This window comes from Cobetia sp. 1CM21F, from assembly GCF_023161745.1.
Classification (GTDB): Bacteria; Pseudomonadota; Gammaproteobacteria; order Pseudomonadales; family Halomonadaceae; genus Cobetia; species Cobetia amphilecti.
In genome coordinates, this window is record NZ_JALNTQ010000009.1 from 21,968 (window position 1) to 46,276 (window position 24,309).

The 24,309-nt window shown below is 64.5% G+C and carries 19 protein-coding genes and 3 tRNA genes; 12 read left to right on the forward strand and 10 right to left on the reverse strand.

Features of this window, described 5'->3' with window-relative positions; all coding sequences use genetic code 11:
- Window positions 1-79: 79 nt before the first annotated feature.
- The 4 genes from MSG32_RS17660 to MSG32_RS17675 form a co-directional block, all read right to left on the reverse strand.
- On the reverse strand, window positions 80-559 hold the full coding sequence (locus MSG32_RS17660) for an EVE domain-containing protein (RefSeq protein WP_248381066.1): 480 nt from the start codon (window positions 557-559) through the stop codon (window positions 80-82).
- A 169-nt stretch (window positions 560-728) separates the two neighbouring features.
- A tRNA-Met gene (locus MSG32_RS17665) sits at window positions 729-805 on the reverse strand.
- A gap of 43 nt (window positions 806-848) precedes the next feature.
- Window positions 849-925 (reverse strand) — tRNA-Met (locus tag MSG32_RS17670).
- Window positions 926-978: 53 nt separating this feature from the next.
- Window positions 979-1,055, reverse strand: a tRNA-Met gene (locus MSG32_RS17675).
- 370 nt (window positions 1,056-1,425) lie between these two features.
- On the opposite strand from MSG32_RS17675, the gene phbB reads away from it, so the two are divergent.
- On the forward strand, window positions 1,426-2,172 hold the full coding sequence (gene phbB / locus MSG32_RS17680) for an acetoacetyl-CoA reductase (RefSeq protein WP_248381069.1): 747 nt from the start codon (window positions 1,426-1,428) through the stop codon (window positions 2,170-2,172).
- Between the two features lie 151 nt (window positions 2,173-2,323).
- Here the strand turns inward: phbB and MSG32_RS17685 are convergent, their stop codons facing one another.
- A complete protein-coding gene (locus tag MSG32_RS17685) occupies window positions 2,324-5,167 on the reverse strand; it encodes a DUF349 domain-containing protein (protein WP_248381071.1) in 2,844 nt (947 codons plus the stop codon).
- Between the two features lie 525 nt (window positions 5,168-5,692).
- Between MSG32_RS17685 and minC the strand changes: the two genes are divergently transcribed.
- The 4 genes from minC (at window position 5,693) to sbcB (ending at window position 9,251) form a co-directional block, all read left to right on the forward strand.
- Complete coding sequence (minC, locus tag MSG32_RS17690; RefSeq protein WP_107335876.1) at window positions 5,693-6,451, forward strand: septum site-determining protein MinC; 759 nt, start codon at window positions 5,693-5,695, stop codon at window positions 6,449-6,451.
- A gap of 82 nt (window positions 6,452-6,533) precedes the next feature.
- Complete coding sequence (minD, locus tag MSG32_RS17695) at window positions 6,534-7,352, forward strand: septum site-determining protein MinD (RefSeq protein ID WP_054557277.1); 819 nt, start codon at window positions 6,534-6,536, stop codon at window positions 7,350-7,352.
- The gene (gene minE, locus MSG32_RS17700; RefSeq protein ID WP_043336475.1) at window positions 7,349-7,609 is read left to right on the forward strand and encodes a cell division topological specificity factor MinE; all 261 of its coding nucleotides are present in this window, start codon (window positions 7,349-7,351) and stop codon (window positions 7,607-7,609) included. Before minD ends, minE begins: the two co-directional genes overlap by 4 nt.
- Before the next feature lie 166 nt (window positions 7,610-7,775).
- Window positions 7,776-9,251: an exodeoxyribonuclease I gene (gene sbcB / locus MSG32_RS17705; protein WP_248381074.1), complete on the forward strand. Its 1,476-nt coding sequence runs from the start codon at window positions 7,776-7,778 to the stop codon at window positions 9,249-9,251.
- A 164-nt stretch (window positions 9,252-9,415) separates the two neighbouring features.
- Here sbcB and MSG32_RS17710 read toward each other — a convergent pair whose 3' ends face one another.
- The gene (locus MSG32_RS17710; RefSeq protein WP_248381077.1) at window positions 9,416-12,400 is read right to left on the reverse strand and encodes an insulinase family protein; all 2,985 of its coding nucleotides are present in this window, start codon (window positions 12,398-12,400) and stop codon (window positions 9,416-9,418) included.
- A gap of 140 nt (window positions 12,401-12,540) precedes the next feature.
- Window positions 12,541-13,251 carry an SOS response-associated peptidase family protein gene (locus MSG32_RS17715; protein ID WP_082388948.1) on the reverse strand — a complete coding sequence of 237 codons (711 nt, stop codon included), beginning with the start codon at window positions 13,249-13,251 and terminating at the stop codon, window positions 12,541-12,543.
- Between the two features lie 295 nt (window positions 13,252-13,546).
- Between MSG32_RS17715 and MSG32_RS17720 the strand changes: the two genes are divergently transcribed.
- Together MSG32_RS17720 and MSG32_RS17725 are read left to right on the forward strand one after the other, a co-directional pair.
- On the forward strand, window positions 13,547-14,191 hold the full coding sequence (locus tag MSG32_RS17720; RefSeq protein ID WP_043336466.1) for a TetR-like C-terminal domain-containing protein: 645 nt from the start codon (window positions 13,547-13,549) through the stop codon (window positions 14,189-14,191).
- Window positions 14,188-16,080: an MFS transporter gene (locus MSG32_RS17725; protein ID WP_192839485.1), complete on the forward strand. Its 1,893-nt coding sequence runs from the start codon at window positions 14,188-14,190 to the stop codon at window positions 16,078-16,080. Before MSG32_RS17720 ends, MSG32_RS17725 begins: the two co-directional genes overlap by 4 nt.
- A gap of 122 nt (window positions 16,081-16,202) precedes the next feature.
- On the opposite strand, the gene MSG32_RS17730 is transcribed toward MSG32_RS17725, so the two are convergent.
- The 3 genes from MSG32_RS17730 to ccsA form a co-directional block, all read right to left on the reverse strand.
- Window positions 16,203-17,438 (reverse strand): multidrug effflux MFS transporter, encoded by a 1,236-nt coding sequence (locus MSG32_RS17730; protein ID WP_248381080.1) that lies wholly within the window; start codon window positions 17,436-17,438, stop codon window positions 16,203-16,205.
- A gap of 311 nt (window positions 17,439-17,749) precedes the next feature.
- Complete coding sequence (locus tag MSG32_RS17735) at window positions 17,750-19,027, reverse strand: HlyC/CorC family transporter (RefSeq protein WP_043336457.1); 1,278 nt, start codon at window positions 19,025-19,027, stop codon at window positions 17,750-17,752.
- Window positions 19,028-19,126: 99 nt separating this feature from the next.
- Window positions 19,127-19,924: a cytochrome c biogenesis protein CcsA gene (gene ccsA / locus MSG32_RS17740; protein WP_043336454.1), complete on the reverse strand. Its 798-nt coding sequence runs from the start codon at window positions 19,922-19,924 to the stop codon at window positions 19,127-19,129.
- Between the two features lie 385 nt (window positions 19,925-20,309).
- On the opposite strand from ccsA, the gene ffh reads away from it, so the two are divergent.
- The 5 genes from ffh to rplS all read left to right on the forward strand — a co-directional run bounded on the left by ffh (window position 20,310) and on the right by rplS (window position 24,126).
- Entirely contained in the window at window positions 20,310-21,746 is a 1,437-nt protein-coding gene (gene ffh / locus MSG32_RS17745) for a signal recognition particle protein (RefSeq protein WP_054557273.1), read from the forward strand.
- 223 nt (window positions 21,747-21,969) lie between these two features.
- On the forward strand, window positions 21,970-22,221 hold the full coding sequence (gene rpsP / locus MSG32_RS17750) for a 30S ribosomal protein S16 (RefSeq protein ID WP_043336448.1): 252 nt from the start codon (window positions 21,970-21,972) through the stop codon (window positions 22,219-22,221).
- Window positions 22,222-22,228: 7 nt separating this feature from the next.
- Window positions 22,229-22,795 carry a ribosome maturation factor RimM gene (gene rimM / locus MSG32_RS17755; RefSeq protein WP_082388946.1) on the forward strand — a complete coding sequence of 189 codons (567 nt, stop codon included), beginning with the start codon at window positions 22,229-22,231 and terminating at the stop codon, window positions 22,793-22,795.
- A gap of 25 nt (window positions 22,796-22,820) precedes the next feature.
- Complete coding sequence (trmD, locus tag MSG32_RS17760; RefSeq protein WP_043336440.1) at window positions 22,821-23,573, forward strand: tRNA (guanosine(37)-N1)-methyltransferase TrmD; 753 nt, start codon at window positions 22,821-22,823, stop codon at window positions 23,571-23,573.
- Between the two features lie 196 nt (window positions 23,574-23,769).
- The gene (rplS, locus tag MSG32_RS17765) at window positions 23,770-24,126 is read left to right on the forward strand and encodes a 50S ribosomal protein L19 (RefSeq protein WP_043336437.1); all 357 of its coding nucleotides are present in this window, start codon (window positions 23,770-23,772) and stop codon (window positions 24,124-24,126) included.
- Window positions 24,127-24,309 lie beyond the last annotated feature (183 nt).

Sequence of the window (24,309 nt, forward strand, 5' to 3'; positions counted from 1 at the left end):
CCTGATGATGCGGCCCGTCGCAGTGGAGTTCAAGGCGCTGCCGGTCACTTCCTCGCGCGATCGCCCCGGGCGCGTCGGTTCACGGCAGCAGGGTGTCGTCGGCCAGACTGGCGATGCAGGCGGCTTCGCTCTCGCTGAGCGGCATCACGGACAGGCGTGCGCGGCGCACCAGGTGGCTGTCCGCCAGCTCGGGCCGGGCCTTCAGGCGCGCGATGGGCAGGGTGGTGCGCAGCGGGCGAAGGTAGCTCAGATGCGGGGCGACCCAGCGCGGAGGCTTGTCGGCATCGATATCTGCCACCTGACGTGGGTCGAAGCCCTTGTGCTCGGGGTCACTGGCCGTCGGGTCGGGCAGGGCGAGTTCGCTGACGACGGCCAGTCCGACCACCGCAGGCACCTTGCAGCTGGAGTGCTGGATGAGCACGACATCACCGAGCTGCATCTCACGCAGGAAGTTGCGCGCCTGATAGTTGCGCACGCCATCCCAGAGCGCCGGTGATTCGCGGCGCAGGTCATCCAGCGAGAAGGCATCGGGTTCGGTCTTGACCAGCCAGTGGCGCATGCAGGCACTCCCTTGGGACTGACGTGATGAGTGTGAAGGGCCAGGGGTGAAGGGGCCCTGTGTGGATAGGGGTGGCCAGGCCCGAGAACCGGCTTCCTCGCCATCATCGCACAGGAATTTCACGCATACGAAAAAGGCCTGATGCCATGCATCAGGCCTTTCGAATTCTTGGTAGCGGGGACCGGATTTGAACCGATGACCTTCGGGTTATGAGCCCGACGAGCTACCAGACTGCTCCACCCCGCAACACTGGGTACTGCCTTTGCTCCAACTCTGACGCATCAGAGGTTGGTAGCGGGAACCGGATTTGAACCGATGACCTTCGGGTTATGAGCCCGACGAGCTACCAGACTGCTCCATCCCGCAACATCACGTTGGTGTCTGACCGGCAATTACCTTGATAGGCAACGACTTGTCAGTGGTAGCGGGGACCGGATTTGAACCGATGACCTTCGGGTTATGAGCCCGACGAGCTACCAGACTGCTCCACCCCGCATCAACGTGGGGCGTAGTATAAGGATATACAGTGCTGCGTCAACCGTTATCCCGTAATTGACGCAAACTTCTCGTGTCCGGTGAGTCGTCACCAACCCGTCTGCGTACCTCGAGCGATTATCGGCATCTTGTGTGAGAGATCTGCTACATACATTCCCGCTGCATCCTGTCCATACTGAGGAGGACGCGCCTCGCACAGGCGGATGGCAGGCGTCACAGAGTGCACGATTGTCATCAGGCTGTTAGAGACGCGGGTCATTGTTGTCATTGCAGGCATTCTCGTTTTCTCAGGGCGGGGGTGTCCGCAGATTCGCCAAGCTGTGCCCAAGCCAAGGACACAGGACGTTCCAGGATTAGGGAGACACAATAAGATGACACAAACAGCACCCGTCGCATGGGTTACCGGTGGTACCGGTGGCATTGGTTCCGCTATCTGCCGCGAGCTGGCGAACCAGGGGTATCAGGTAATTGCGGGTTACAGGAACAAGGAAAAGGCAGAGGGGTGGCTGTCGGAACAGCGCGCTGCCGGGTTCGAGAACATCGCACTGTCCGGCATCGAGCTGGACAACTTCGAAGCCTGTCAGGCAGGCGTCAACGAAATCCGCGAGCGCTTCGGTCCGATCGCGGTTCTGGTCAACTGCGCCGGCATCACGCGTGATACCTCCATGCGCAAGATGAGCTATGAGCAGTGGCGAGAAGTCATCAACTGCAACCTCGACAGCGTCTTCAACACCTGCCGTGCCGTCATCAATGACATGCTGGAGCACAAGTACGGCCGCATCGTGAACATCTCCTCCATCAATGGCCGCAAGGGCCAGTTCGGGCAGGTCAACTACTCGGCCGCCAAGGCGGGCATGCATGGTCTGACCATGGCGCTGGCGCAGGAAACCGCGACCAAGGGCATTACCGTCAACACCCTGTCACCGGGCTACATCGCCACCGACATGATCATGAAGATCCCCGAAGAGATCCGTGAATCGATCCGCGAGACCATCCCGGTCAAGCGTTATGGTCAGCCGGACGAGATCGCACGTGCGGTCGCCTTCCTGGCCGACGAGAAATCCGGCTTCATCACCGGTGCCAACCTGGATATCAATGGCGGCCAGTTCATGAGCTGATGCTCTGCGCTAGCGCGAGCCAGTGCAGGGTTGGCACCCGGCCCCGCCTGGCGAGAGAATGAAAAAGCCCCCGTCTCTATCGAGGCGGGGGCTTTTCGTTGCCATGACTTCAGTCTTGCGAGCGCGTCGTCACCAGCTCAAGAGCACTGGCTCAGTGATTGAACAGCGCATCGAAGCGTGGCAGTTCGGTCTGCCAGGCGTCCCAGTCCAGCGGACCATTGGCGAGCAGCGCATCCAGCACCTCATCCAGCTCTTCTTCACGCTCCATGCGCTCACCCAGCTGCTGGTTGATGCGCGCGACCTGCACGGTCAGGCGGCGTGATTCATCTTCGCTGCCCAGCGGGGCCTCGAACAGAATGGCCAGGTGGACACGCAGCTCGGCCAGGCGCTCATTGGCGGCGCTGCAGTTGCTCGGCAGGGCCTGGCGCATCTGGTTGCGCGCCGCATTGGCCTGACGGCTGTTGTCGTCGAAGGCCGAGGTGTTCGGCAGCTCGACATCCTGCACGTCGCCGTTGCGCGCGCTGGCATCCGCTACGGCGTGCTGTTCGAGCAGATCACGCCATTGCTGCCATTCCTCGCGCAGCTGCAGGGCGTGCAGTTCATCCAGACGCTGCTCGCGACGCTTGAGAATGCCGGTCCAGCGACGACGCATGCCGTCGCCCCGCTTGCCGCGCGGCAGCGGACCGAGGGTGTCGGCTTCCTTCAGGGCGTCATCGAGCAGGGCGGCGTCTTCCAGCGTCTCCGGCTCCCAGCTGTCGAGGCGTTCGATCAGCGCCTGCCACTGATCCAGACGTGCCTGCTCGCGGCTGTCGCGGTCTTCGCGGTCCTGATCGCGCGCGGCGAAGATGCGGTCGCACGCCGCGCGGAAGGCGGCCCACAGACGTTGTTCTTCGCCCTTGGGCGCGCGGCCCATCTCGCGCCAGCGACTCTGCAGTGCCTTGGCCTGTTCGGCGCGGGCACGTGCCGGCGAGTCCTCATTGGCCAGCGCCTCGACGGCGTCGACCAGTGCCTGCTTGGCGGCGGCGATCTGGCCCGCGCGGCTGTCGATCAGTCCCTGCAGTGCCGTCAGCGCCTCACCGAAGCGATGCGACAGCTGGCGACCGGGGCCTGCGGGCACCGGCGTGTGGCGACGCCATTCCTCACGGGCGCGATCACGGATCTGGCGCAGGGAGTCGGGGTCGGCATCGTCCATGGCGTGGCCGTTGAGCGATTCGAGCTGCTCGCAGAGCGCTTCGCGCATGGCCAGATTGTGTTCACGCAGCTGCTTGCGCGATTCGCGGTAATCCCGCAGGCGCAACTTGATGGCGTCAGAGGCAGTGCGGAAGGCCTGGCTGGCATCGCGGCTGGCAGCCGCATCACCCAGCTCGCGCCATTGCTGAATCAGCTGCTGGTGCTGGCGGTCGCGCTGCTCATCGCTGATGTCATCGCGCTCGCTCAGGGTGGTGATGGCCTCGAGCAGTTGCTCGCGCTTGGGCGCCGCGACGAAGTTCTGCCAGTCACGGAGTTCCGCGACACGCGCGCCCAGCTGGCGCAGGCGGGTCTGGCGGGCATTGTCGAGCTGGCCTTCGGTGCGATCGCGCAGTGAGCGATGCAGACGGCTGGCCGGCTTGAGCTTGCCGGCATCGAGATCCGCTTCCAGGCGTGCCAGTTCGGCATCCAGTGCGTCCAGATCCAGGCTCGCCTTGCCGTCGGCCGCGCGGGAGGCATCAGCTGACTCGGCGTCTTGTGCTGGGCTGCCATCGAGCGCGTCCTGCTCTTGCGCTGCCTCTGTCGGCTCTTCCGGCTGCGCCGCGCTGATCGCCTGACGCACCGCGCTCAGGCTGGCGGTCTGCGGCAGACCCGCAGGCCAGGCCACTTCGCTTTCCAGGCGACGCAGCTGGTCGATGTCATTGTCGACCAGCGCGGCATCCAGCTCGCCCTGGCACAGCTGATGGCGATGCCAGGCATCGAGGGCGTCCTGCAGCTGCTGTTGCAGGCGCTGCTGACGTTCGAGCAGTTCGGCCGGGGCCGAGAACTGGTCGGTCAACTCGCTCCAGCGCTCTCCCTGCAGGCGGCGTTGAGCCTGCAGGCTGGCGAAGTCGTGGTCATTGACGCAGTCGCGGCTGTAGAGGTCTTCCCGCGCCTGATCCACGGCGCTGAGAATCTCTTCCAGGTGCGTATTGAGGTTGGCGCTCAGGCGCTCATGGGCGCGAATGGCTTCCTCGCGGGCCTCATGGTCACTGATGACCTTGTGCGCCTGCTGGCGCGCCTCTTCGAAGCGCTGTTGAATCTCGTAGTCCGCGGCCGGCAGACGCTCCCACTCGCGCAGCAGCGAGCGGTAACGCGAGGGCACGCTGTCTTCCCATGCCTGACGCGGCAGCTTCTCCATCTGGCGCAGCAGGTTGTCGCGGCTGGCGGCCAGTGCGTCGGCCTGCTGGGCATCGGCGCGGCGCTGGGCGAGGGTGTCGCGCGCCTGACGCTGCACGTGACGGTCACGCTTGGCATCGCGCACCAGACGCTCGAGGCCGGCCTGGCTGGTGATGCGGGCGGCAGCGGCATGGCGAACGGCGGCGATGGTGTTGTGGCAGGCCTGATGGATCAGCGCCTCTTCATCTTCCAGACGGCTCAGTGCGGTCAGACGCAGTTGCTGGTTGTCGCCGCGGGACGCCACGGCGGACAGCAGTTCGCTATCGTCCAGGCGCTCGACCAGCTGTTCACGGCTCAACAGTGAGGGCGCATCCTGGCCGCCGCTCAACAGTTCGATCAGGCGCTCGCGTACCAGGCCATCGGCGCGGTCGAGCAGCGGCAGCAGACGCTCGGGAGATTGCATGCGCGTCAGGGCGGCATGGCGCACTTCCAGGGCGTCATCTTCGAGAATCAGGGTCTCCAGGATCTTGCGCTGGTCTGGAATCTCCGGATCAAGCTGGTCAGTGGCAGCGGAGCGAATGGCAGGGTTGGCGTGTTGCCAGCGAGGAGTGAACAGGCGGCCAGTGAGGCGGGAGAGCAGTCCGGTCATGAGAGAGCGGTTATCCAGGCAAAAAATAGAGGGGCGCAACAATTGGCCGCACACTCGGCGGGTGCAATCGGGTGGGCACGACGGAGTGGGCGGAGTGACGGCGCATGAATTTCGTCACCCCGCTATCTTACCAGTCACAGCCCCCCGTTGTGTGGTATCGCATGTCGATCGATGTGCCTTATTGCACGCGCGCGGCGGCGTGCAGGGCGACCGGCGGCGGGTGACAGGTCGGCAAGGGAGGCACGTCGTAGGCTCGCGACACCTGACAGTGCCTGCTGCTGGCCGTATCATCAGTTGCAGCACTGTGTTCGCTCACATAGTTTTGTACGTTACCGCTATGCCATTCAGTGTCTGTCATTCATGCTCGGCGCCTATCAAGCAGTCGCTGTGCCGTGTGCGACGGCGAGCTATGTTATTCAGGTGGCCTTTCCAATCGAGGGTCGCCTTGAGGATGCCGTGAACAGCACGTGCATCATCAAGAGTGTCGGAGGGCTTCGACACTCCTTACGCAACCGGAGTCAGGTCATGAGTCTCAGTACGGACAGGGCCCCTCAGGCCTTCACCTTCAAGGGCGGCATGCTGCCGATGACGGTCATGGAGCTGGTCAGCGGTGATCCGGAGCAGATCCGTGCTCAGCTGGCCAGCAAGCTCAGCCAGTCGCCGGCCTTCTTTCAACATACGCCGGTGGTGCTGAGCGTCGAGAAGCTCGACGAGCCGCATCTGGCGCTGGAGCGCATCTGTGCCGTCTGCCGAGGGCACAAGCTGCTGCCGGTCGCGGTGCGTGGCGGTGGAGACCCGGTGCGTCAGTCCGCCTGGGCGTTGGGGCTGGGGTGGTTCCCGCCGCAGGAGAATCGCGGGCGCTCCCTCGAGTCCGTGCCGCCGGTGGCCGCTGAACCGGTCGCCGAGCCTGCCGAGACAGTCGCGGACAGCGCGGCCGAGAAAGCGGAGCCAGCCCACGCCAGCAAGGTGTATCGCGGCACGGTGCGCTCGGGCCAGCAGGTCAGCGCACCGGAGGGCGACCTGGTCATCATCGGCGCGGTGAATGCCGGCGCCGAGATCCTGGCCGCAGGCAGTGTGCATATCTATGGCGCTCTGCGTGGCCGCGCGCTGGCGGGTATCCATGGCGATCGCAACGCCAGCATCTACTGCAAGGAACTGCACGCCGAGCTGCTCTCGGTGGCCGGAACCTACAAGCGACTCGATGACATCGACAATCGCCTGCTGGGTGCCAATGTCGAAGTCGTGCTTGAACACGACCAACTCTGTATCGCACGACTCGGCTGACCCCAGCACTGTGTTCTGAACGATATCCAATATTTACAGGTGATCCTCGCTCGGCGAGGGACTCTCAGCAAGGAAGATACCTTTGGCCAAGATTATCGTAGTGACGTCAGGCAAGGGCGGAGTCGGCAAGACGACCAGCGCCGCCGCCATTGCCACCGGACTGGCTTTGCGCGGCAACAAGACCGTAGTGATCGATTTCGATGTGGGCCTGCGTAACCTGGACCTGATCATGGGCTGCGAGCGCCGTGTGGTCTATGACCTGGTCAACGTCATCCAGGGCGAAGCCAATCTCAAGCAGGCCCTGATCCGCGACAAGCGCATCGACAACCTGCACATCCTTCCGGCCTCCCAGACCCGTGACAAGGACGCGCTGACGCTGGAAGGCGTCGAGAAGGTGCTCGACGCGCTGCGCGAGGAGTTCGATTACGTCATCTGTGACTCGCCGGCCGGTATCGAGCGCGGTGCCCAGCTGGCGATGTACTTCGCTGACGAGGCCGTGGTGGTGACCAACCCGGAAGTCAGCTCGGTACGTGACTCCGACCGCATCATCGGCCTGCTGTCTTCCAAGACGCGTCGCGCCGAGAATGGCGACACCCCGGTGCGTGAACACCTGCTGATCACCCGTTACCATCCGGCGCGCGTCACCGGCGGTGACATGCTCAACCTGACCGATATCCAGGAAATCCTGTCGATCCCGCTGATCGGCCTGATTCCGGAATCCGACGCCGTGCTGCGCGCGTCCAACCAGGGTGTGCCGGTCACGCATGACCAGAAGAGCGATGCCGGCCAGGCGTACGTGGATTGCGTGTCCCGCCTGTTGGGCGAGGAAGTGCAGCTGCGTTTCCATGAAGTCGAGAAGCGCGGTCTGCTGGCCAGAATGTTTGGAGGGGGGCGCAAGTGAAATTACTGGATTTTCTGAAGCGAGAGCGCAAGAAGACCGCCAATGTCGCCAAGGAGCGGCTGCAGATCATCGTCGCGCACCAGCGTAGCCAGCGTGACCAGCCGGATTACATGCCGATGCTGGAGCGTGAGCTGCTCGAGGTGATTCGCAAGTATGTGCAGGTCGACCAGGATGCCATCAACATCTCGCTGGACCGCGAAGACGACTGCTCGGTGCTGGAACTCAACGTCACTCTGCCGCGCCCCGGCGAGGCCTGAGTTCGCGGGGCGTCGGGTGCTTGCCACCTGAGGCGTTGCCGAGCGGGCAGCGCCTGCGACGTCCCGAGCCAGCCCATGCCCATTGCCTGCCAGAGCACCGTGCCAGCCTTGCTGGAGACGGTGCTCTGGCACGTTCATTTTTCGACCGCCCGCGTGGAGACATCCTGTGGCAGAGCCCACCTTCCTGTGGCACGACTACGAGACCTTCGGCGCCGACCCGCGCCGTGACCGTCCTTCGCAGTTCGCGGCCATCCGTACCGATGCTGACTTCAATGAGATCGGCGAGCCGCTGACCCTCTATTGCAAGCCGGCCGATGACTTCCTGCCCCAGCCGATGGCGTGTCTGATCACCGGCATCACCCCGCAGCAGGCCGAACGTCGCGGCATCCCCGAGGCCGAGTTCGCCGGGCGCATCAATGATGAGATGAGCGTGCCGGGGACCTGCACGCTGGGCTACAACAGCCTGCGCTTCGATGATGAAGTCAGCCGTCATCTGTTCTACCGCAACTTCCTCGACCCCTACGGGCGTGAGTGGCAGAACGGCAATTCGCGCTGGGACCTGATCGATGTCGTGCGCGCCTTCCATGCCCTGCGCCCGGAAGGCATCGAATGGCCCAAGCGTGAAGATGGTGCGCCCAGCTTCCGTCTGGAGCACTTGACGGCGGCCAATGGCATCGAGCACGCCGGCGCGCATGACGCGCTGGTGGATGTGCGCGCCACCATCGCGCTGGCACGCCTGCTCAAGTCGCGCAATGCGCGGCTGTTCGATTACCTGCTCAAGCTGCGCAACAAGCGCCATGTCGCCAGCCTGCTGGATATCGGCGCACGCAAGCCGATGCTGCACATCTCGCGTCGCTATCCGGCCTCGCGGGCCTGTGGCGCGCTGGTGGTGCCGCTGGCGGAGCATCCTTCGAATGCCAATGGCGTGATCGTCTATGACCTCTCGGTAGACCCGGCGCCGTTGATGGAGCTGTCACCGGAAGAGATTCGTGCCCGTGTCTTCGCCAGTGCCGATGACCTCGCGGAAGGCGAGGAGCGGATTCCGCTCAAGGTCATCCACCTCAACAAGAGCCCGGTGCTGCTGCCGGCCAATGCGCTCAAGGATGTATCCGGGCCGCATGAGAGCGAGTACGGCGAGATCGCCGCGCGCTTCAAGATCGACCCGGCCCAGTGCCGCGTGCATTGGAAGTGGCTGAAGGACAACGCCGGTGTCGGCGTGAAGGTGGCGCAGGTATTCGCCGAGGCGCCGCCGGTCGGCCCGGCTGATCCGGACCTGATGCTCTATTCCGGTGGCTTCTTCTCGCCCGCGGACCGCAAGGAGATGGAGCGGGTGCGCGCCACCCATCCCGAGGCGCTGGACGATACGCCGTTCGCCTTCCAGGATGGCCGACTCGAGGAGATGCTGTTCCGCTATCGTGCGCGCAGCTACGGCTACACGCTCAATTCCGCCGAGCGCGAACGCTGGGAGCAGTGGCGCTGGGAGCGCATGAACGATGAGCAGGTCGCGAGCCTGACCGTGAAGGGCTTCGTCAGCGAGATCCAGCGGCTGGCCCAGAGCGAGCAGGACCCGGACCGCGTGCAGATTCTCGAAGAACTGGCGATGTACGTGGAAGGCATCATGCCGCCGCAGGCCTTCGGCTGATGACGGGCTAGCCGGCCCGCTGTGCTTGCCGGCAAGGCATGAATGAACAAGACCCCGACGCGGTTATTGAACTGCACTGCGTCGGGGTCTTGTCGTTTCAGGCGCCCGTCCGGTGAGGGCCGGCGCCTTGTTTGCCCGCCAAGCCGCTGGCGGGCCGGCGAGACTCAATGCTGAGCATTGCCGCTGGCCTCGGCTGAGGGTGCCGCCAGGGTCGCGCCTGTCTCGGCGCGCGGCGCCTCGGGCAGCGGCGGCAGGTCCAGTTCGGTAAGGCGCTGGTCGAAGTCGCTGGGCGTGCCGGGGTCGAAGGCCAGTTCCAGCGCGCTGGAGGCATTCAGCTGCTGCCAGATGGCGCGGATATCCTGCGCGCTGACCTGTTCGACGGCCGCGACCAGTTGCTGGCGACGGTCAAAGCCTGTCCAGCCGAAGCTCAGCTCGCTCCAGTTGCGCGCTGCCAGCTCGGACAGCTTGCGGGGCTTCTGGGTCAGGCTATCGACGACGGCGTCGCGGTAGCTGGCAAGCGCGGCCTCATCCAGCGACTGCACGCGGCTGTCGAAGCGGGTGAGGAAGGCATCCATGCGCGAAAACAGCGTCTTGCTGTCCTTGGACGGCGACTGCACCAGCAGGCTCAGCCCCGGCGCATCGAGCATGGGCGAATAGCGTGCGGAGACGATATAGCCGAGTTGCTCCTCGGTGCGCAGCTGGCTGTAGAAGGGCGCTTCGAGCAGCTGACCCAGCACCGCGATGCGGGCCTGGGACTGCAGCGTACGGTCCTTGCCCTGCATGTAGCGCAGGGCACCGGAATCGCCGCGTGTGCTGTCGGGGCGCAGTACCGTGTGCTGTGTGACCTGACGCACTTCCAGGTCTGGCACCGCCTCGCGCGTGATGCGCGGCGCAAGCCCGTTGATCACCAGCTGGCCGGTCTCGCGGGCCTGGTCGGCGGTCAGGTTGCCGGTCACCATCGCCTGCACGTGCAGCTTGGCAAGGAAGCGCTTGCGGAAGCTGTCCAGTGACCGGGCGTCGATCTTGTCCAGGGCCGCCAGTTGTTGCTCGGCGGTGCTCGGCAGGCCGACCAGCGTTTCACTGAGGCTGCGGCCCAGGCGCGTGTAGAGCGGTGCCTGAACGCGATTCTGCAGGCTGCGGCGCAGGCGTTGAGTGATGCGTTCCAGGGTGGCGGGGGCCATCTCGCCATTCACCAGCTGGTCGAGCACTTCACGCATTTCCGGCTGCTGACCATCGCGCCAGCCACTGAACTGCAGGGTGATGCCACGTCCATGGGCATAGACCAGCGCATCCTGCCCGGCCAGACGGGCCGGATACAGACGCGCGTTGAGGCTGTCATTCAGCCATGCCGCCAGCACCTGACTCATGGCCTGGTCATCCACCGAGCGACTGACGTCGGGATTGAGCAGGCCGAAGCGCCATTCGGCCTTCGGCACGCCGAAGCTCGCATCACCCTGATACCAGAGCTCGGCACCGGGCTCATCGATCAACTGGCTCGGCTTGGCGTCGGGCAGGTCGAGTACGCGGAAGTCCTTGGCCAGATAGGGGTTGGGACTGGGCAGCGCCAGCTGGCTGGCCAGGGTGTCGCCGCCGGCTGGTTGAGCAGTGGCATCCGCCGTCAGGCGCGTCAGGGTGTAGGGCGCCTTGAACCACTCGCCCTGCTGATCCCCCTCCACCTGCGGGCCGGAGTAGACCTCCAGCAGGTTGTCGGGTGTCAGGCGAGCGAGGGTGTCCTTGATCAGGTCCGGATCGAAGTCCTGCATCAGGTAGGGCGCCGCCAGCACGTCCTCGATCGGATAGCGCGTCATCATCATCGCCAGATTGCTGGCCAGATTGACCGGCGAGCTGCGCTGCTGGAAGCGGAAGCTCTGCTCACCCAGCTTTGCCTGTTCGGTATAGCGCCAGTCGTTGATGCCCTCAGCGCGGATCAGCGCCAGATAGTCGAACAGCGCGGCACGGATCTCCGCCTGATGCTGCGCGCCTTCCGGGGTCAGGCTGATGTCGACGCTGAGCAGGGCATGCTCGCCATCACTGAGGCCACCGCCGGCCGAGAGGCCATCTGCCCAGCCCTTGTCCTTGAGCACTGCCAGCAGACTGCCTTCGCCTTCGTGACCGATCAGGTTGGCCAGGTAGCTGACCGGCTGTGAGCGGTAGTGGGCAATCGGGTCGTCGATGGGGAACATGAACGACAGCTTGCGCTCCTGCTTGAGTGCCTTGACCTCGAGGCGTGCCGGCAGCTCGTCACCGCTGGCCAGGGGCGTGGTGATCTCGGGGCGCGACAGCCCGCGGTCGGGCACATCACTGAAGTTGTCACGGGCCAGCTGCTCGAGCGTTTCCAGCGACTGCGGCCCGACCAGTGACAGGCGCATCACGTTGGCGCCGTAGTGGGCCTGATAGAAGTCGACCAGTCGCTGGCGCAGGCTACCGGCCTCGGTGTCCTTGAGGGTCTCGAGGCTGCCGACACTGAAGCGGTTGAAGGGGTGTTGCGGGTTGAGGGCCGCTTCGACAGCCTCGTAGATGCGCCGACCATCATCCTGCAGGCGTGCCTGATACTCGGAATTGACCGCATGGCGCTCGCGGTCCACGTAGTCGGCATTGAACTGTGGTGCGACGAAGAAGCGCGCAAAGCGCGGCAGTGCCTCATCGAAGGCATCCGGGTCGATGTCGAAGAAGTAGTTGGTGTCCTGGCTGGCGGTGAAGGCGTTGTGCTGGCCGCCATGCTTGGTGATGAAGTCCTGATAGGCGTCCGGCTTCGGATAACGATCGGTGCCGAGGAACAGCATGTGCTCCAGGAAGTGCGCCAGCCCCGGGACATCGTCGGGGTCCTGGGCGCTGCCGACTTCGACATCGACGGCGGCGGCGGCCTTGTCGGCCTTGGCATCACTGACCAGCAGGACCCTGAGGCCGTTGTCGAGGGTCAGGCTGCGATAGAGTCGCTGATCGTTCTCGCTCTTGATGACGGGACTGGCCTGCTCGGCCCTGGCGGGCGCCGTGCTTGAGGCGGAGTTGGCGGCCGGCGCGAGGGACGACGCGGGCGCAGAAGCCGGGCGGGTATCGGCATGGCTGATGGCCGGCGCCAGGCCACTCATGACGATGGCGGCAATGGCCGTGCTCAGTGCAAGAGGGCGAAATCCTGAAGGCAGTGACATCTTCTCTCCTGATTCATGCCACCGCTGCTCGGGCAGGTGGCGCTGACTCGGTGATGGTTCTCATTGGGCGAACATGCGCGCGAGGCGGTAGAGCGATGCAGTGCCGCCATCCTCGATACGTGCCGTCGGCGCAGGCGGATTCAGGTCAGCATCGGGCCGGTGGGGTGGGCGACGCTCCACTCCTGATGCTCGGGGTCGTTGACGAGGCGTGCGACCGGGAAGGCGGCCAGGCTGGCGTTCGGCGTCAGCATGCTGCGTACCGTCTCCAGCGGCGTCTCGGCATTCAGCCAGTCGCGTACCTGATGCGGCGCGATCACGGCGGGCATGCGATCGGTCAGGCGTGACGTGACCCCGGCACACTCGACACTGATCAGCGCGAAGCTGTCGCGACCCTCGGGGGGCAGCCCCTCCATCAGGGGAGCGCTGAAGTGGCGCGTCCACAGGGCGGCCAGCAACAGCGGGGCGCGGGTCGGGTGCGTGACCAGAAACGGCTGCTTCATGCGCGGTTGTTCCTTCCACACATAGACACCGCCGACGGGGATCAGTGCCCGCTGGCTGATGAACGACTCGCGGAACATGCGTCGCGTTTCCAGCGACTCTGCCCGCGCCACGTGCGGGGCGTGGTCCATGATCTCCAGCCAGCTGGGAGTCAGGCCCCAGAGTGCCGGCACCAGGCGCAGGCGGGGGCCTTCCAGTCGCAGCATCGAGGCGGGCATGCGCGGGGCGCGATTGGCACTGACCAGCAGTTCGCTGCGCAACTGGCGTTCGAGCGCGGGAGTCGCCAGCGACCCGAACAGTTCGTCGGGGGGCAGGTCAGCGGGGTAGGGGGGAATATACAGACGACCGGCCACGAGAATCCTTTGAGGCGATGAGGCGAAGGGAACATGCAGCGGCAGCTGCTGCCTGAGATGGGGTGTGGATCGCGCTGCACGCCACGGATGCCAGCATGCCACACCTTGGTGGTGCTTGCGTTTGTGCTCAGTCTCGATATGCTGGACGGAAACACTGTTCGATTCAATGACCGATACGGGGTGCTCCAAGAGATGCCCGCTAGGCGTCGCAACCCTTTGCCCACCCGTGCTGTCCGAACACACACCGCGTCAGATTCGCTACGCGGTAACGCATCTCAAGCATCAGAGGAATTCGATGGCCCGTCCACGTCAGCATGCACCGGAAGCGCTGCATGCGCGGGTAATGGAGACCTGCGATGAATGGCTCAAAGAGCAGCCCGTTCACGCCCTGTCTCTGCGCAACCTGGCTCGCGAAGTCGGTTGTGCGCCCAGCACCCTGCTCAAGCTCTATGGCAGCTTCGGCAACCTGCTCCAGCACGTCAATCTGGCGACGCTGGACAGGCTGCGCGATGCGATAGCCGGACAGGAGACGCCGAGTCCTTCGGAGCGCCTCAAGGCCCTGGCGCGCGCCTACTGGGGCTTCGCCCAGCGCGACCCTTACCGCTGGCAGCTGCTGTTCGACTTCCCGCTCGCGCAGGAAGGGGAGCTGGACCAGCGCCAGAACGCGATGATCGAAGGGCTGTTCGAACGTGTGGAGGGGGCCCTGGTCGAGTACGCCCCACGCGTCGAGTCCGTCGAGGCCAAGCGCATGGCGCGCACGCTGTGGGGTAGCGTGCACGGTCTGGTGCAGCTGGGCATGAACGAGCGTCTGGGACTCTGGCAGGGGCAGCCACTGGAAGTGACGGAGCTGCTCGATCAGTTGCTGGACACCATGTTGGCGGGGCTCAAGGTGCGCAGCGAGGCTGCGTGTGCGGGGGATGCCACGGAAGCTGGCAAATGAGTCGAGAACTGCTCCGGCGACCCCGTTTTGCGCCCTTCTTCTGGACCCAGGCCCTCGGGGCCTTCAATGACAATCTGTTCAAGAACGCCTTGCTGCTGCTGATGACCTTCGTGGTCATCGAGCAGCGGGGCTGGGACACCGGCATCGTCAACAACCTGGCGGCCGGTCTGTTCATCCTGCCTTTTCTGCTGTTCTCCGCCTGGGGCGGCCTGTTGGCTGACCGCCTCGACAAGCAGCGCCTGATCGTGCGGCTCAAGTGGCTGGAGCTGGCCACCATGAGCGTGGCGGCCGGCGCCTTGATCTTCGAGGCCTGGGAGTTGCTGCTGGCGCTGCTGTTCATGATGGGCACCCAGTCGGCGCTCTTCGGGCCGGTCAAGTACGCCATCCTGCCCCAGCACCTCAAGCCGGATGAGCTGGTCAGCGGCAATGCCTGGGTCGAGCTGGGCACCTTCCTCGCCATCCTGATCGGTACCCTTGCCGCCGCGGCCTTGATGGCACTGGGCGGCGAGCTGGCACGCTGGGCGCTGTCCGCGTCGCTGGTCTCCCTATCTCTTCTAGGCGTGATGGCGGCCGGCAAGATTCCGCCGGCACCCTCCGCTTCGCCCGGCCCCGTACCGTGGCGGCCTCTCTCCGGCAGCATCGCGGTGATGCGTGAAGGGCTGAGCAATCGCCGGCTACGCTGGGCGCTGCTGGGCATCAGTGCCTTCTGGTTCCTCGGCGCCAGCTATCTGACGCAATTGCCGGCCTATGCGCGCGATATCGTGCATGGGGCCGAAGGGGCGACCTCTGCCTTGCTGGCGGCCTTTGCCATCGGCATCGGGCTGGGGTCGCTGGCCTGTGAGCGTGTCTCGCGCGGGCGTCTCGAGACGGGACTGGTGCCCTTCGGCGCGCTGATCATCTTCGCTGGCGGGCTGGATCTTGCCCTGCGCCCGGCGCTGGCCGAGGCGCAGATGGCCACACCGCTGATCGAGCTTCTGGGCATCGCCGGTTTCTGGCGCATGTGGCTGGATCTCGGTGTCATCGGCTTCGGTGGCGGCCTCTATATCGTGCCGCTGTACACCCTGCTGCAGATCCGCAGTCCTGAAGATCATCGCGCGCGCATGATCGCGGCCAACAACGTGCTCAATGCCCTGCTGATGGTGCTGTCGGCCGGTGCCGGCATTCTGGTGCTGGGCGTGATGGGGCGCGATATCCCGGACTTCCTGCTGCTGCTGTCCCTGATCAGCGGGCTGATCGCGGTGGTCTGCATGCTGCGTGACCCGCGGCCCTTCCTGCGCCTCAATATCTTCATCCTCATCCACCTGATGTATCGCCTGCACCTCAAGGGGCGCTGGCGGATACCGGCGGAAGGGGCGGCGCTGGTGGTGTGCAATCACGTCAGCTTCATGGATGCGCTGATTCTGGGTGGGGCCAGTCCGCGCCCGCTGCGTTTCCTGATGGATGCCGAGATATATCACTCGCCGTGGCTGAAGTGGTTCTTCCGCATCGCCGGGGCGATTCCGGTCGATTCCTCGCGCAAGGACCCGGCAGGGGTGCGCCGCTCGCTGGAGGAAGTCGGCAAGGCGCTGCGCGAGGGAGAGGTGGTGATGATCTTCCCCGAGGGCAAGCTGACGCGCGACGGTGAGGTCGGTCGCTTCCGGCGCGGGCTGGAGTTGATTCTGGCGCGTGACCCGGTGCCGGTGATTCCGATGGCGCTGGGCGGTCTGTGGGGCTCCTGGTTCTCCCACGGCGGCGGGCCTGCCTTCGCCAAGTTTCCGCGCCGCCTGCGCGGGCGGGTAGAGCTGTGTGTCGGGCGTACCTTCGACCCTGTCGGCACCAAGGCGGTGGAGCTCGAAGAGGCGGTGCGTGATCTGCATCGCAAGGCGACACGCCTGGCGCGCTCCCGCTAGCCGCTCACTTTTATCAGTGCTGCATGAAAATGCCGCCCATGCCGACACGATCGTCAGGCAGGGGCGGCATTTCTCGTTCTGGCGACCAGCGGATGGCTGCTGGCGTCGAGCGCGGCGTCGCGTCAGTCGCTGGACTGCTCGGAGGGAGCGGTGTGGCGCGTGACCCAGAAGCCGAAGCCACCGATGGCCCAGGCGCCCAGCATGACCAGCGGCACCGCCAGCATGTCATCGCCGCTCAGCCACAGGCTGGCCAGGGCGCCATAGAGGCCGCCGCCGAGATACAGCACCGTGCCGGAGATGGCATTGGCGGCACCATGGCCACGTGCGAACAGCGACTGGTAGTCGGCCATCACGTTGGGCGTGATCATGCCGCCGGCGCCCAGCACGAACAGGATGCCCGGAATCAGGGTGGCGACCTGGACGTTGTCGGTGATGACCAGCGAGATCAGCCAGGTGATGCCGATCCCCTGCATGCACAGCGCCACCTGAACCAGCTTGCGCGTGCGCAGATGCTTGAGGCCGAAGTGGTTGAGGCGGTTGCCGATCAGCATCGCGCCGACATTGGCGCCGAAGGCCAGCGCGAACTCACCGGAGTTCAGCCCCAGCACGCCCTGATAGAGATAGCTCGCGTTGGTCAGGAAGGTGAACATGATGCCGGGTCCGCACAGCAGCAGCATCAGGTGCCCGGGGACGCCGCGCGTGGTCAATACCGTGCGATAGCTGGTCAATGCGCCGCGCAGGCTGAGCGGTGAACGCTCGCTGGCAGGCAGGGTCTCCGGCAGCCATTGGCGAATGGCGACTCCGGCGATCACGCCATAGACGGCCAGGCCGATGAAGACCATCTGCCAGGTGCTCAGCGCCAGGATGAGGGCGCCGAGGCTGGGGGCGACCAGCGGTGCTGCCATCAGCACCATCATGACGTTGGTCATCAGGCGCGCGGCGTCCTTGCCGGTCGCGACATCGCGTACCACGGTGCGAGAGACGCCGCCGGTCATGCCGGTCGCGATCCCCTGCAGGACGCGGAAGACCATCAGCCATTCCAGACTATGTGTCATGGCGCAGCCGAGACTCGCGATCAAGAACAGCACGATGCCGCCCAGCGCGATCGGGCGACGGCCCAGGCTGTCCGACAGCGGGCCACCACTCAGCTGACCGAAGGCGTAGCCGGCCAGGAAGAAGGTGATGGTCAGGCCGAGGCGGGAGTGATCGACACCGAATTCCGCGGCCATGGCGGGGATGGCGGGCAGAAAGGCATCCATCGATAGCGGGGCGAGCGCCACCATCAGGGCCAGCAGCACGGTGAAGTGAGGTTGTCGATGCAGGGCGGGGGTCGCCGTTGGGGCGGAAGCTGAAGTCATGAGGGCCATTCGAAGGTTGTGGGGCATTGCAGGGGGAGCGGTGAGTCAGCCTGCTCTGGCGCAGGTCCGTGACGTCTGGCGCTGGCGGGCAGCGCGAACGCGCACAGCATAGCGTGGGTTCGGGCCGCTTGCGTGTCGTGGTCTGCAACACCGTATTGCAGCTGGTTCTTGCACCTGAGCACCGAGCACCTGCAAATGAGCACCTGCAAATGAGCACCTGGGCGAGTTGCCGTGCCCCCAGACGCGACAGGCCCGCCAATTGGCGGGCCTGTCGTCGAGAGTGCCGTGCTGCGTGGCAATCCGGGTGGGCGTCAGCTGCGCGTGGTGCGAGCCGCCTGCCAGCAGCGTGCCGAGGTGATCTGGTTGTCCTTCACCTGCTGGATCTCGATGCGCGTGGTGCCGATGGCGAGACTGGCCGGGGCATCCGGGAAGGATTCCAGATGTTCCAGAATCAGGCCGTTGAGCGTCTTGGGACCGTCAGTCGGCAGCTGCCAGCCGATGGCCTTGTTGATCTCGCGGATGTTGGCGGTGCCTTCGATCACGTAGCTGCCGTTGTCCTGCGGGTGGATCTCCTGATGAGTACCGGCGACATCGGTGGTGAACTCGCCGACGATCTCCTCGAGGATGTCCTCCAGCGTCGCCAGCCCCTGCACATCGCCATACTCGTCGACCACGATGCCGATGCGGCGCTTCTGCTTCTGGAAGTTGAGCAGCTGGGTGTGCAGCGGCGTGGATTCCGGAATGAAGTAGGGCTCGCGGGCTTCCTGGATGATGGAGGCCTTGGTGACCTCGTCCAGCGACAGGAAACGCGCCGCGTTGCGCAGGTGCAGGATGCCGATGATGTTGTTGATGTCGCCCTTGTAGACCGGCACCCGCGTGTGCTGACTGGCGCGGATATGGCTGAGGATGATGTCGAGGTCATCGTCCAGGTCGATGCCGAAGATCTCCTGACGCGGCACCATGATGTCATCGACGGTGACGTTCTCGAGATCGAGAATCGACAGCAGCATGCCCTGGTGGCGACGCGGGATCATGCTGCCGGCTTCGTGGACCACGGTGCGCAGCTCGTCGCGGGTCAGGCTGTCGGCGCCGCCGCTGACATCGCGCACGCCGAACAGGCGCAGCAGGCCATTGGAGATGCCATTGACCAGCCAGACCAGCGGGTAGAGCAGCTTGAGCAGGGGTTCCAGCACCAGCGAGGCCGGATAGGCGATGCGCTCCGGGTTCACGGCGGCCATGGTCTTGGGCGTCACTTCGGCAAAGATCAGCACCACGATGGTCAGCACGGCGGTCGAGACGGCCGGGCCTGAGACATCACCGAAGTAATGGATCGCGATGATGGTCGCCAGCGAGGCGGCCAGGTTGTTGACGAAGTTGTTGCCGATCAGGATGACGCCGATCAGGCGGTCCGGACGGGAAAGCAGGCGGGTAACACGCTTGGCGCCGCGCTCACCGCCCTTGGCGCGGTGACTGAGACGGTAGCGGTTGATCGACATCATGCCGGTCTCGGAACTCGAGAAGAAGGCAGACAGGATGATCAGGATGACCAGTAGGCCGAACAGCAGCCCCAACGGGGTGTCGTCGCTCAAGAGTGAAGGGTCCTCGGTGGCGGATTTAGGCGCATGATACTGACACGCTCGCTGCAATGCATCAGGCGCAGCGAGCGATCTCTGTCGGGGTGGCAGAGCTTAGTGGGAAAATACCACTTGCAGCACGAACTTGGTGCCGAAGAAGGCCAGCGCCAGTACCAGGCAGCCGCCCAGTGTCCAGCGGGCGGCACGCTGGCCGCGCCAGCCTAGCACGTGATGCCCGAACAGCAGCACGGCGAAGATGATCCAGGCGCCGAGGCTGAGCACCGTCTTGTGAGCCAGGTGCTGGGCGAACATGTTGTCCAGATAGATGGTGCCGCTGATGATCGACACGCTGAGCAGGATCATGCCGGCCCAGATCAGCTCGAACAGCGCGCGCTCCATGCTGGTCAGTGCCGGCAGCACCTGGACGATGCCGCGGGTATGGCGCTTCTTGAGCGCGTGCTGTTGCAGCGACAGCAGTCCGGCCTGCATGGCCGCGATGCTGAAGAAGGCCAACGCCGCCACCGAGGTGAAGATGTGGGCGACCAGACCGGGGGATAGCGGGTTCTCGGTGGTGGCGCTCGGCAGGTTCATCACGCCGAGCACGCAGGCGGCAGCGACCGGGAACAGCGCCGCGCCCCCGGCGATCACCGGCTTGAACAGGCTGGCGATGACCAGCAGCAGGCAGATGGCCCAGCTGACCAGCGAAGCGCTCTCGAAAAGTCCGAGGTGCAGCGCGCCACCGTGGTTGAGCGTGACCCAGACGATGACGGCATGGCAGGCGACGGCGATCAGCGCCAGACTGCGCACCAGACGCGTGCGTGCCGGGACGCGGCGTGTCAGGGTAAGGCCCTGCCAGAGGCCGGCGCCGAGATAGAAGATGATGGCCAGAAAGGCAAAAGGCAGAGCCTGCATGTGCTGTTGTCCAGGTGCCGGAGGGTAGCGGGAGATCAGGCCTCGCATGAGGCACTGTCTATCTGCAGAGACTATACCGAATGCGCCGCTGGGATTGCATCCACTCGCGGTGTCCTGTCGCGTGCTCTCGCGGGCGATGAGGCCTGCGCGGCGACAGACTCCGCATTGCATGACGATTGTCGGCGCTGCTTCCTTCATGCATGTCATCGCCAGTGATGGCGACTTGCAAGTCTTGCATGCATGGAGACACGGCCGCCCTGTGCGTATAATGCGCGACAGGATAACCATTCACGCGCTGGGGCGTCATGCCGTGCGCCGGTCACGAGGTGGCTTACGCCCTCGTCCCCGCAGCGCGGACCCCAGACGTCCCTAGCCGGAGAGGCCCATGTTTCAAAGTTTGAGTGATCGCCTGTCGCATACGCTGAAGTCGATTACCGGCCAGGCCAAGCTGACGGAAGACAACATCAAGGACACCCTGCGCGAAGTGCGCAAGGCGTTGCTTGAAGCCGATGTCGCGCTGCCGGTGGTCAAGGCCTTCATCGAGCGAGTGCGCGAACGTGCCGTCGGTCAGGAAGTGTCCAAGAGCCTGTCGCCGGGCCAGCAGTTCGTCAAGATCGTCCAGCAGGAGCTGGAAGCGATCATGGGCGAAGCCAATGAAGGTCTGACGCTCAAGGGCAGTCCGGCCGTCATTCTGATGGCAGGCCTGCAGGGTGCGGGCAAGACGACTACCGTCGCCAAGCTGGCACGCTACCTGCGCGAGCGCGAGAAGAAGAAGGTGCTGGTGGTCTCGGCCGACGTCTATCGCCCGGCCGCCATCGACCAGCTGGAAACGCTGGCCAAGGAAGTCGGGGTCGATTTCTTCCCCTCCGACTCCTCCCAGCAGCCGGTGGCCATCGCCGAAGCGGCGATGAAGCACGCGCGTATCCAGTTCCACGACGTGGTGCTGGTCGATACCGCCGGTCGCCTGCATGTCGATGCCGACATGATGGACGAGATCGCCGCCCTGCACCGCAGCGTCAATCCCGACGAGACGCTGTTCGTCGTCGATGCGATGACCGGTCAGGATGCCGCCAACACCGCCAAGGCCTTCCATGAAGCCTTGCCGCTGACCGGTGTCGTGCTGACCAAGGCCGACGGTGATGCGCGTGGCGGTGCGGCCCTGTCCGTGCGTCACATCACCGGCAAGCCGATCAAGTTCATGGGCATGGGGGAGAAGGTCGATGCCCTCGAACCCTTCCACCCGGACCGGATCGCCTCGCGTATCCTCGGCATGGGCGACATGCTGTCGCTGATCGAGGAAGCCGAGCGCACCGTCGACAAGAGCAAGGCCGAGCAGCTGGCCAGCAAGGTCAAGAAAGGCGAAGGCTTCGATCTCGAGGACTTCCGTGACCAGCTCCAGCAGCTCAAGAACATGGGTGGCATGGGCAGCCTGATGTCCAAGCTGCCGGGCATGGGTCAGCTGGCGGAAGTCGCCCAGAGCCAGGCCAGCGAGAAGGAGCTGGGCAAGCTGGAGGCGATGATCAACTCCATGACGCCCAAGGAACGCCGCAACCCCGATCTCATCAACGGGTCGCGCAAGCGCCGCATCTGCATGGGCTCCGGTACCCAGGTGCCGGACCTCAACCGTCTGCTCAAGCAGCACAAGCAGATGGCCAAGATGATGAAGAAGGCCGGCAAGAAAGGTGGCATGCAGAAGATGATGCGTGGCATGTCCGGCATGATGGGCGGTGGCGGTGGTCCTGGCGGCCCCGGCGGTATGGGTGGCATGGGCGGTATGGGTGGCCCCGGCGGCATGGGCGGCGGACGCTTCCCGCGTCGCTGATTGCTGACCCGATGCCCGATGCAGCGCTGATGAGACATGGGCGCTGACACCAGGAATTGCGCTCCGTGGCACGTCCCGTGTCGCGGAGCGTGTGTATGGCCTTGGAAAAAGGTTTCCAAGGCTTGCCAATTTCCGTAGAATGTCGCCTCTTCGTGTGGACCCTCCATGCGAAGACGAGTTCTGTGGCACGATTTTCACTTCAACACGAAGGACAGATTACGCAATGGTTACCATTCGTCTGGCACGTGGTGGCGCCAAGAAGCGTCCCTTCTACCACCTCGCTGTGGCTGATTCCCGCACAGCCCGTGATGGCCGCTTCATCGAGCGCGTCGGCTTCTTCAACCCGGTCGCTCGCGGCCAGGAAGAGCGTCTGCGCGTCGATCTCGAGCGCGTCGCTCACTGGCAGCAGCAGGGCGCACAGGTCTCTGACCGTGTCGCTCAGCTGATCAAGGAAGCTGGCAAGCAGCAGGCTTGATTCCAGGATGCCTACTCAACCGAACAACCCGCAGCCGACCGCAGCGTCATCGCATGACGATGATGTCGTGGTAATGGGGAAGCTTACCAGCCCCTATGGCGTCAAAGGCTGGCTCAAGGTGTATTCCTACACCAGCCCGATTGACGGCATCTTCGATTACGCTGGCTGGATGCTGAAGCTGGACGGGAAGCAGATTCCCGCCCGCCTCGCTCAGGCACGTCGCCATGGCAAGGGCCTGGTGGCACAGCTCGAAGGTATCGACAGTCGCGAAGCAGCACAGGAGCTGGCCGGGGCGGAGATTCTCCTGCCCAAGCAGCACCTGCCGCAGCTGGAAGTCGGTGAGTACTACTGGCATCAACTGGAAGGTCTCGAGGTGGTAACGCTGGATGGCCAGCGCCTCGGGAAAGTGAGCACCCTGATGGAAACCGGTGCCAACGACGTTCTGGTGATAAAGCCGAACGACGACAGCATCGATGAGAAGGAACGGCTCGTGCCGTACCTTCCCGATCAGGTGGTTCGCGATGTGGATCTCACCACTGGGCGCATGAGCGTCGACTGGGATCCCGAATTCTGATGTTAAGCACAGAGAGCTGACGCCTGTGTGGATTGGTGTAGTGAGCCTGTTTCCGGAAATGTTCACGGCGATTACCGCCAGTGGCGTGACCGGCCGAGCGGTCGACAAGGGCCTGCTCGAGGTCGATTTCTGGAATCCTCGCGACTACGCCACCGACAGGCACCGTACGGTCGATGATCGTCCCTACGGCGGTGGTCCCGGCATGTTGATGAAGGTCGAGACCCTGCGTGGCGCCATTCGTGACGCCCGCGCCGCTGGCGGTGACAACGCTCGTGTGATCTATCTCTCCCCGCAAGGCCGCAAGCTGGATCAGGCCGGTGCCCGCGAACTGGCGACGCAAGAGCGTCTGATCGTGGTGGCCGGGCGCTATGAAGGCATTGATGAGCGCGTGGTGGAAGAGGAGATCGACGAGGAGTGGTCGATCGGCGATTACGTCCTGTCTGGCGGGGAACTGCCGGCCATGGTCCTGATCGATACGGTGGCACGCCTGGTGCCGGGCGTACTCGGGCATGAAGCCAGCGCGGAGGAGGATTCCTTCACCGATGGCCTGCTCGACTGTCCGCACTATACCCGCCCTGAAGTCATCGACGGCAAGCGGGTGCCGGATGTTCTGCTCAGTGGCAATCATGCCCTGATCAAGCGCTGGCGGTTGCAGCAGTCTCTGGGACGTACCTGGCTCAGGCGTCCGGATTTGCTGGAGAGTCGCACGTTGACTCGTGAGGAGCGCAAGCTGCTCGACGAGTTCATCGCGCAGCACGCCCGGAAAGGCAAGGCCTGACCGCTGCGAACCGAAGGTTCGCTGTCAGGAGAAGGCCGCCACCGTGGCGGAGGTGCGGCACGGCCCGGAGTCATCTTGCGGGAGTTCCGTGGCGCGTCACACACAAGGTCGATCCCCGTGTTCAAGGCCGTTTGCGGTGCCGGGGTCATGACGAACATCAATCCCAGGATTGATGCTAACGAATTTGGAGCTAGCGATGAGCAGCAAGAATAAACTGATCCAGGCGATCGAAAACGAGCAGATGGCCAAGGAAATCCCGGCCTTTGCACCGGGCGACACCATCGTCGTCCAGGTCAAGGTCGTCGAAGGTACTCGCGAGCGTCTGCAGGCCTTCGAAGGCGTGGTGATCGGCAAGCGTAACCGCGGTCTGAACTCCGCCTTCACCGTCCGCAAGATCTCCCACGGTGTGGGCGTCGAGCGTACCTTCCAGACTTACAGCCCGCAGGTTGCCGCTATCGACGTCAAGCGTCGTGGTGACGTCCGTCAGGCCAAGCTGTACTACCTCCGTGAGCGTAGCGGCAAGTCTGCACGCATCAAGGAAAAGCTGGGCTAAGCGCTCCGCATTCCCTGACTGCAGAACTCGGCAGTACTGCGGGGGAGCGAATTGCCACTTGCTCCTCTGCCATATGAAGACCCCGCCATGCATCGCATGGCGGGGTCTTCGTGTTTGTGCACCAGGGAAATCCGCTGTGACTTGCAGCGGGTTCATTTCATCGTCAGGGCATCACGGTAGAAT

Coding starts and splice junctions, on each gene's coding strand:
- MSG32_RS17660 (WP_248381066.1), bottom strand. CDS start 559: ATGCGCCACTGGCTGGTCAAGACCGAACCCGATGCCTTCTCGCTGGAT.
- phbB (WP_248381069.1), top strand. CDS start 1,426: ATGACACAAACAGCACCCGTCGCATGGGTTACCGGTGGTACCGGTGGC.
- MSG32_RS17685 (WP_248381071.1), bottom strand. CDS start 5,167: ATGACCGGACTGCTCTCCCGCCTCACTGGCCGCCTGTTCACTCCTCGC.
- minC (WP_107335876.1), top strand. CDS start 5,693: ATGAGTCTCAGTACGGACAGGGCCCCTCAGGCCTTCACCTTCAAGGGC.
- MSG32_RS17710 (WP_248381077.1), bottom strand. CDS start 12,400: ATGTCACTGCCTTCAGGATTTCGCCCTCTTGCACTGAGCACGGCCATT.
- MSG32_RS17720 (WP_043336466.1), top strand. CDS start 13,547: ATGGCCCGTCCACGTCAGCATGCACCGGAAGCGCTGCATGCGCGGGTA.
- MSG32_RS17725 (WP_192839485.1), top strand. CDS start 14,188: ATGAGTCGAGAACTGCTCCGGCGACCCCGTTTTGCGCCCTTCTTCTGG.
- MSG32_RS17730 (WP_248381080.1), bottom strand. CDS start 17,438: ATGACTTCAGCTTCCGCCCCAACGGCGACCCCCGCCCTGCATCGACAA.
- ccsA (WP_043336454.1), bottom strand. CDS start 19,924: ATGCAGGCTCTGCCTTTTGCCTTTCTGGCCATCATCTTCTATCTCGGC.
- ffh (WP_054557273.1), top strand. CDS start 20,310: ATGTTTCAAAGTTTGAGTGATCGCCTGTCGCATACGCTGAAGTCGATT.
- rpsP (WP_043336448.1), top strand. CDS start 21,970: ATGGTTACCATTCGTCTGGCACGTGGTGGCGCCAAGAAGCGTCCCTTC.
- rimM (WP_082388946.1), top strand. CDS start 22,229: ATGCCTACTCAACCGAACAACCCGCAGCCGACCGCAGCGTCATCGCAT.
- rplS (WP_043336437.1), top strand. CDS start 23,770: ATGAGCAGCAAGAATAAACTGATCCAGGCGATCGAAAACGAGCAGATG.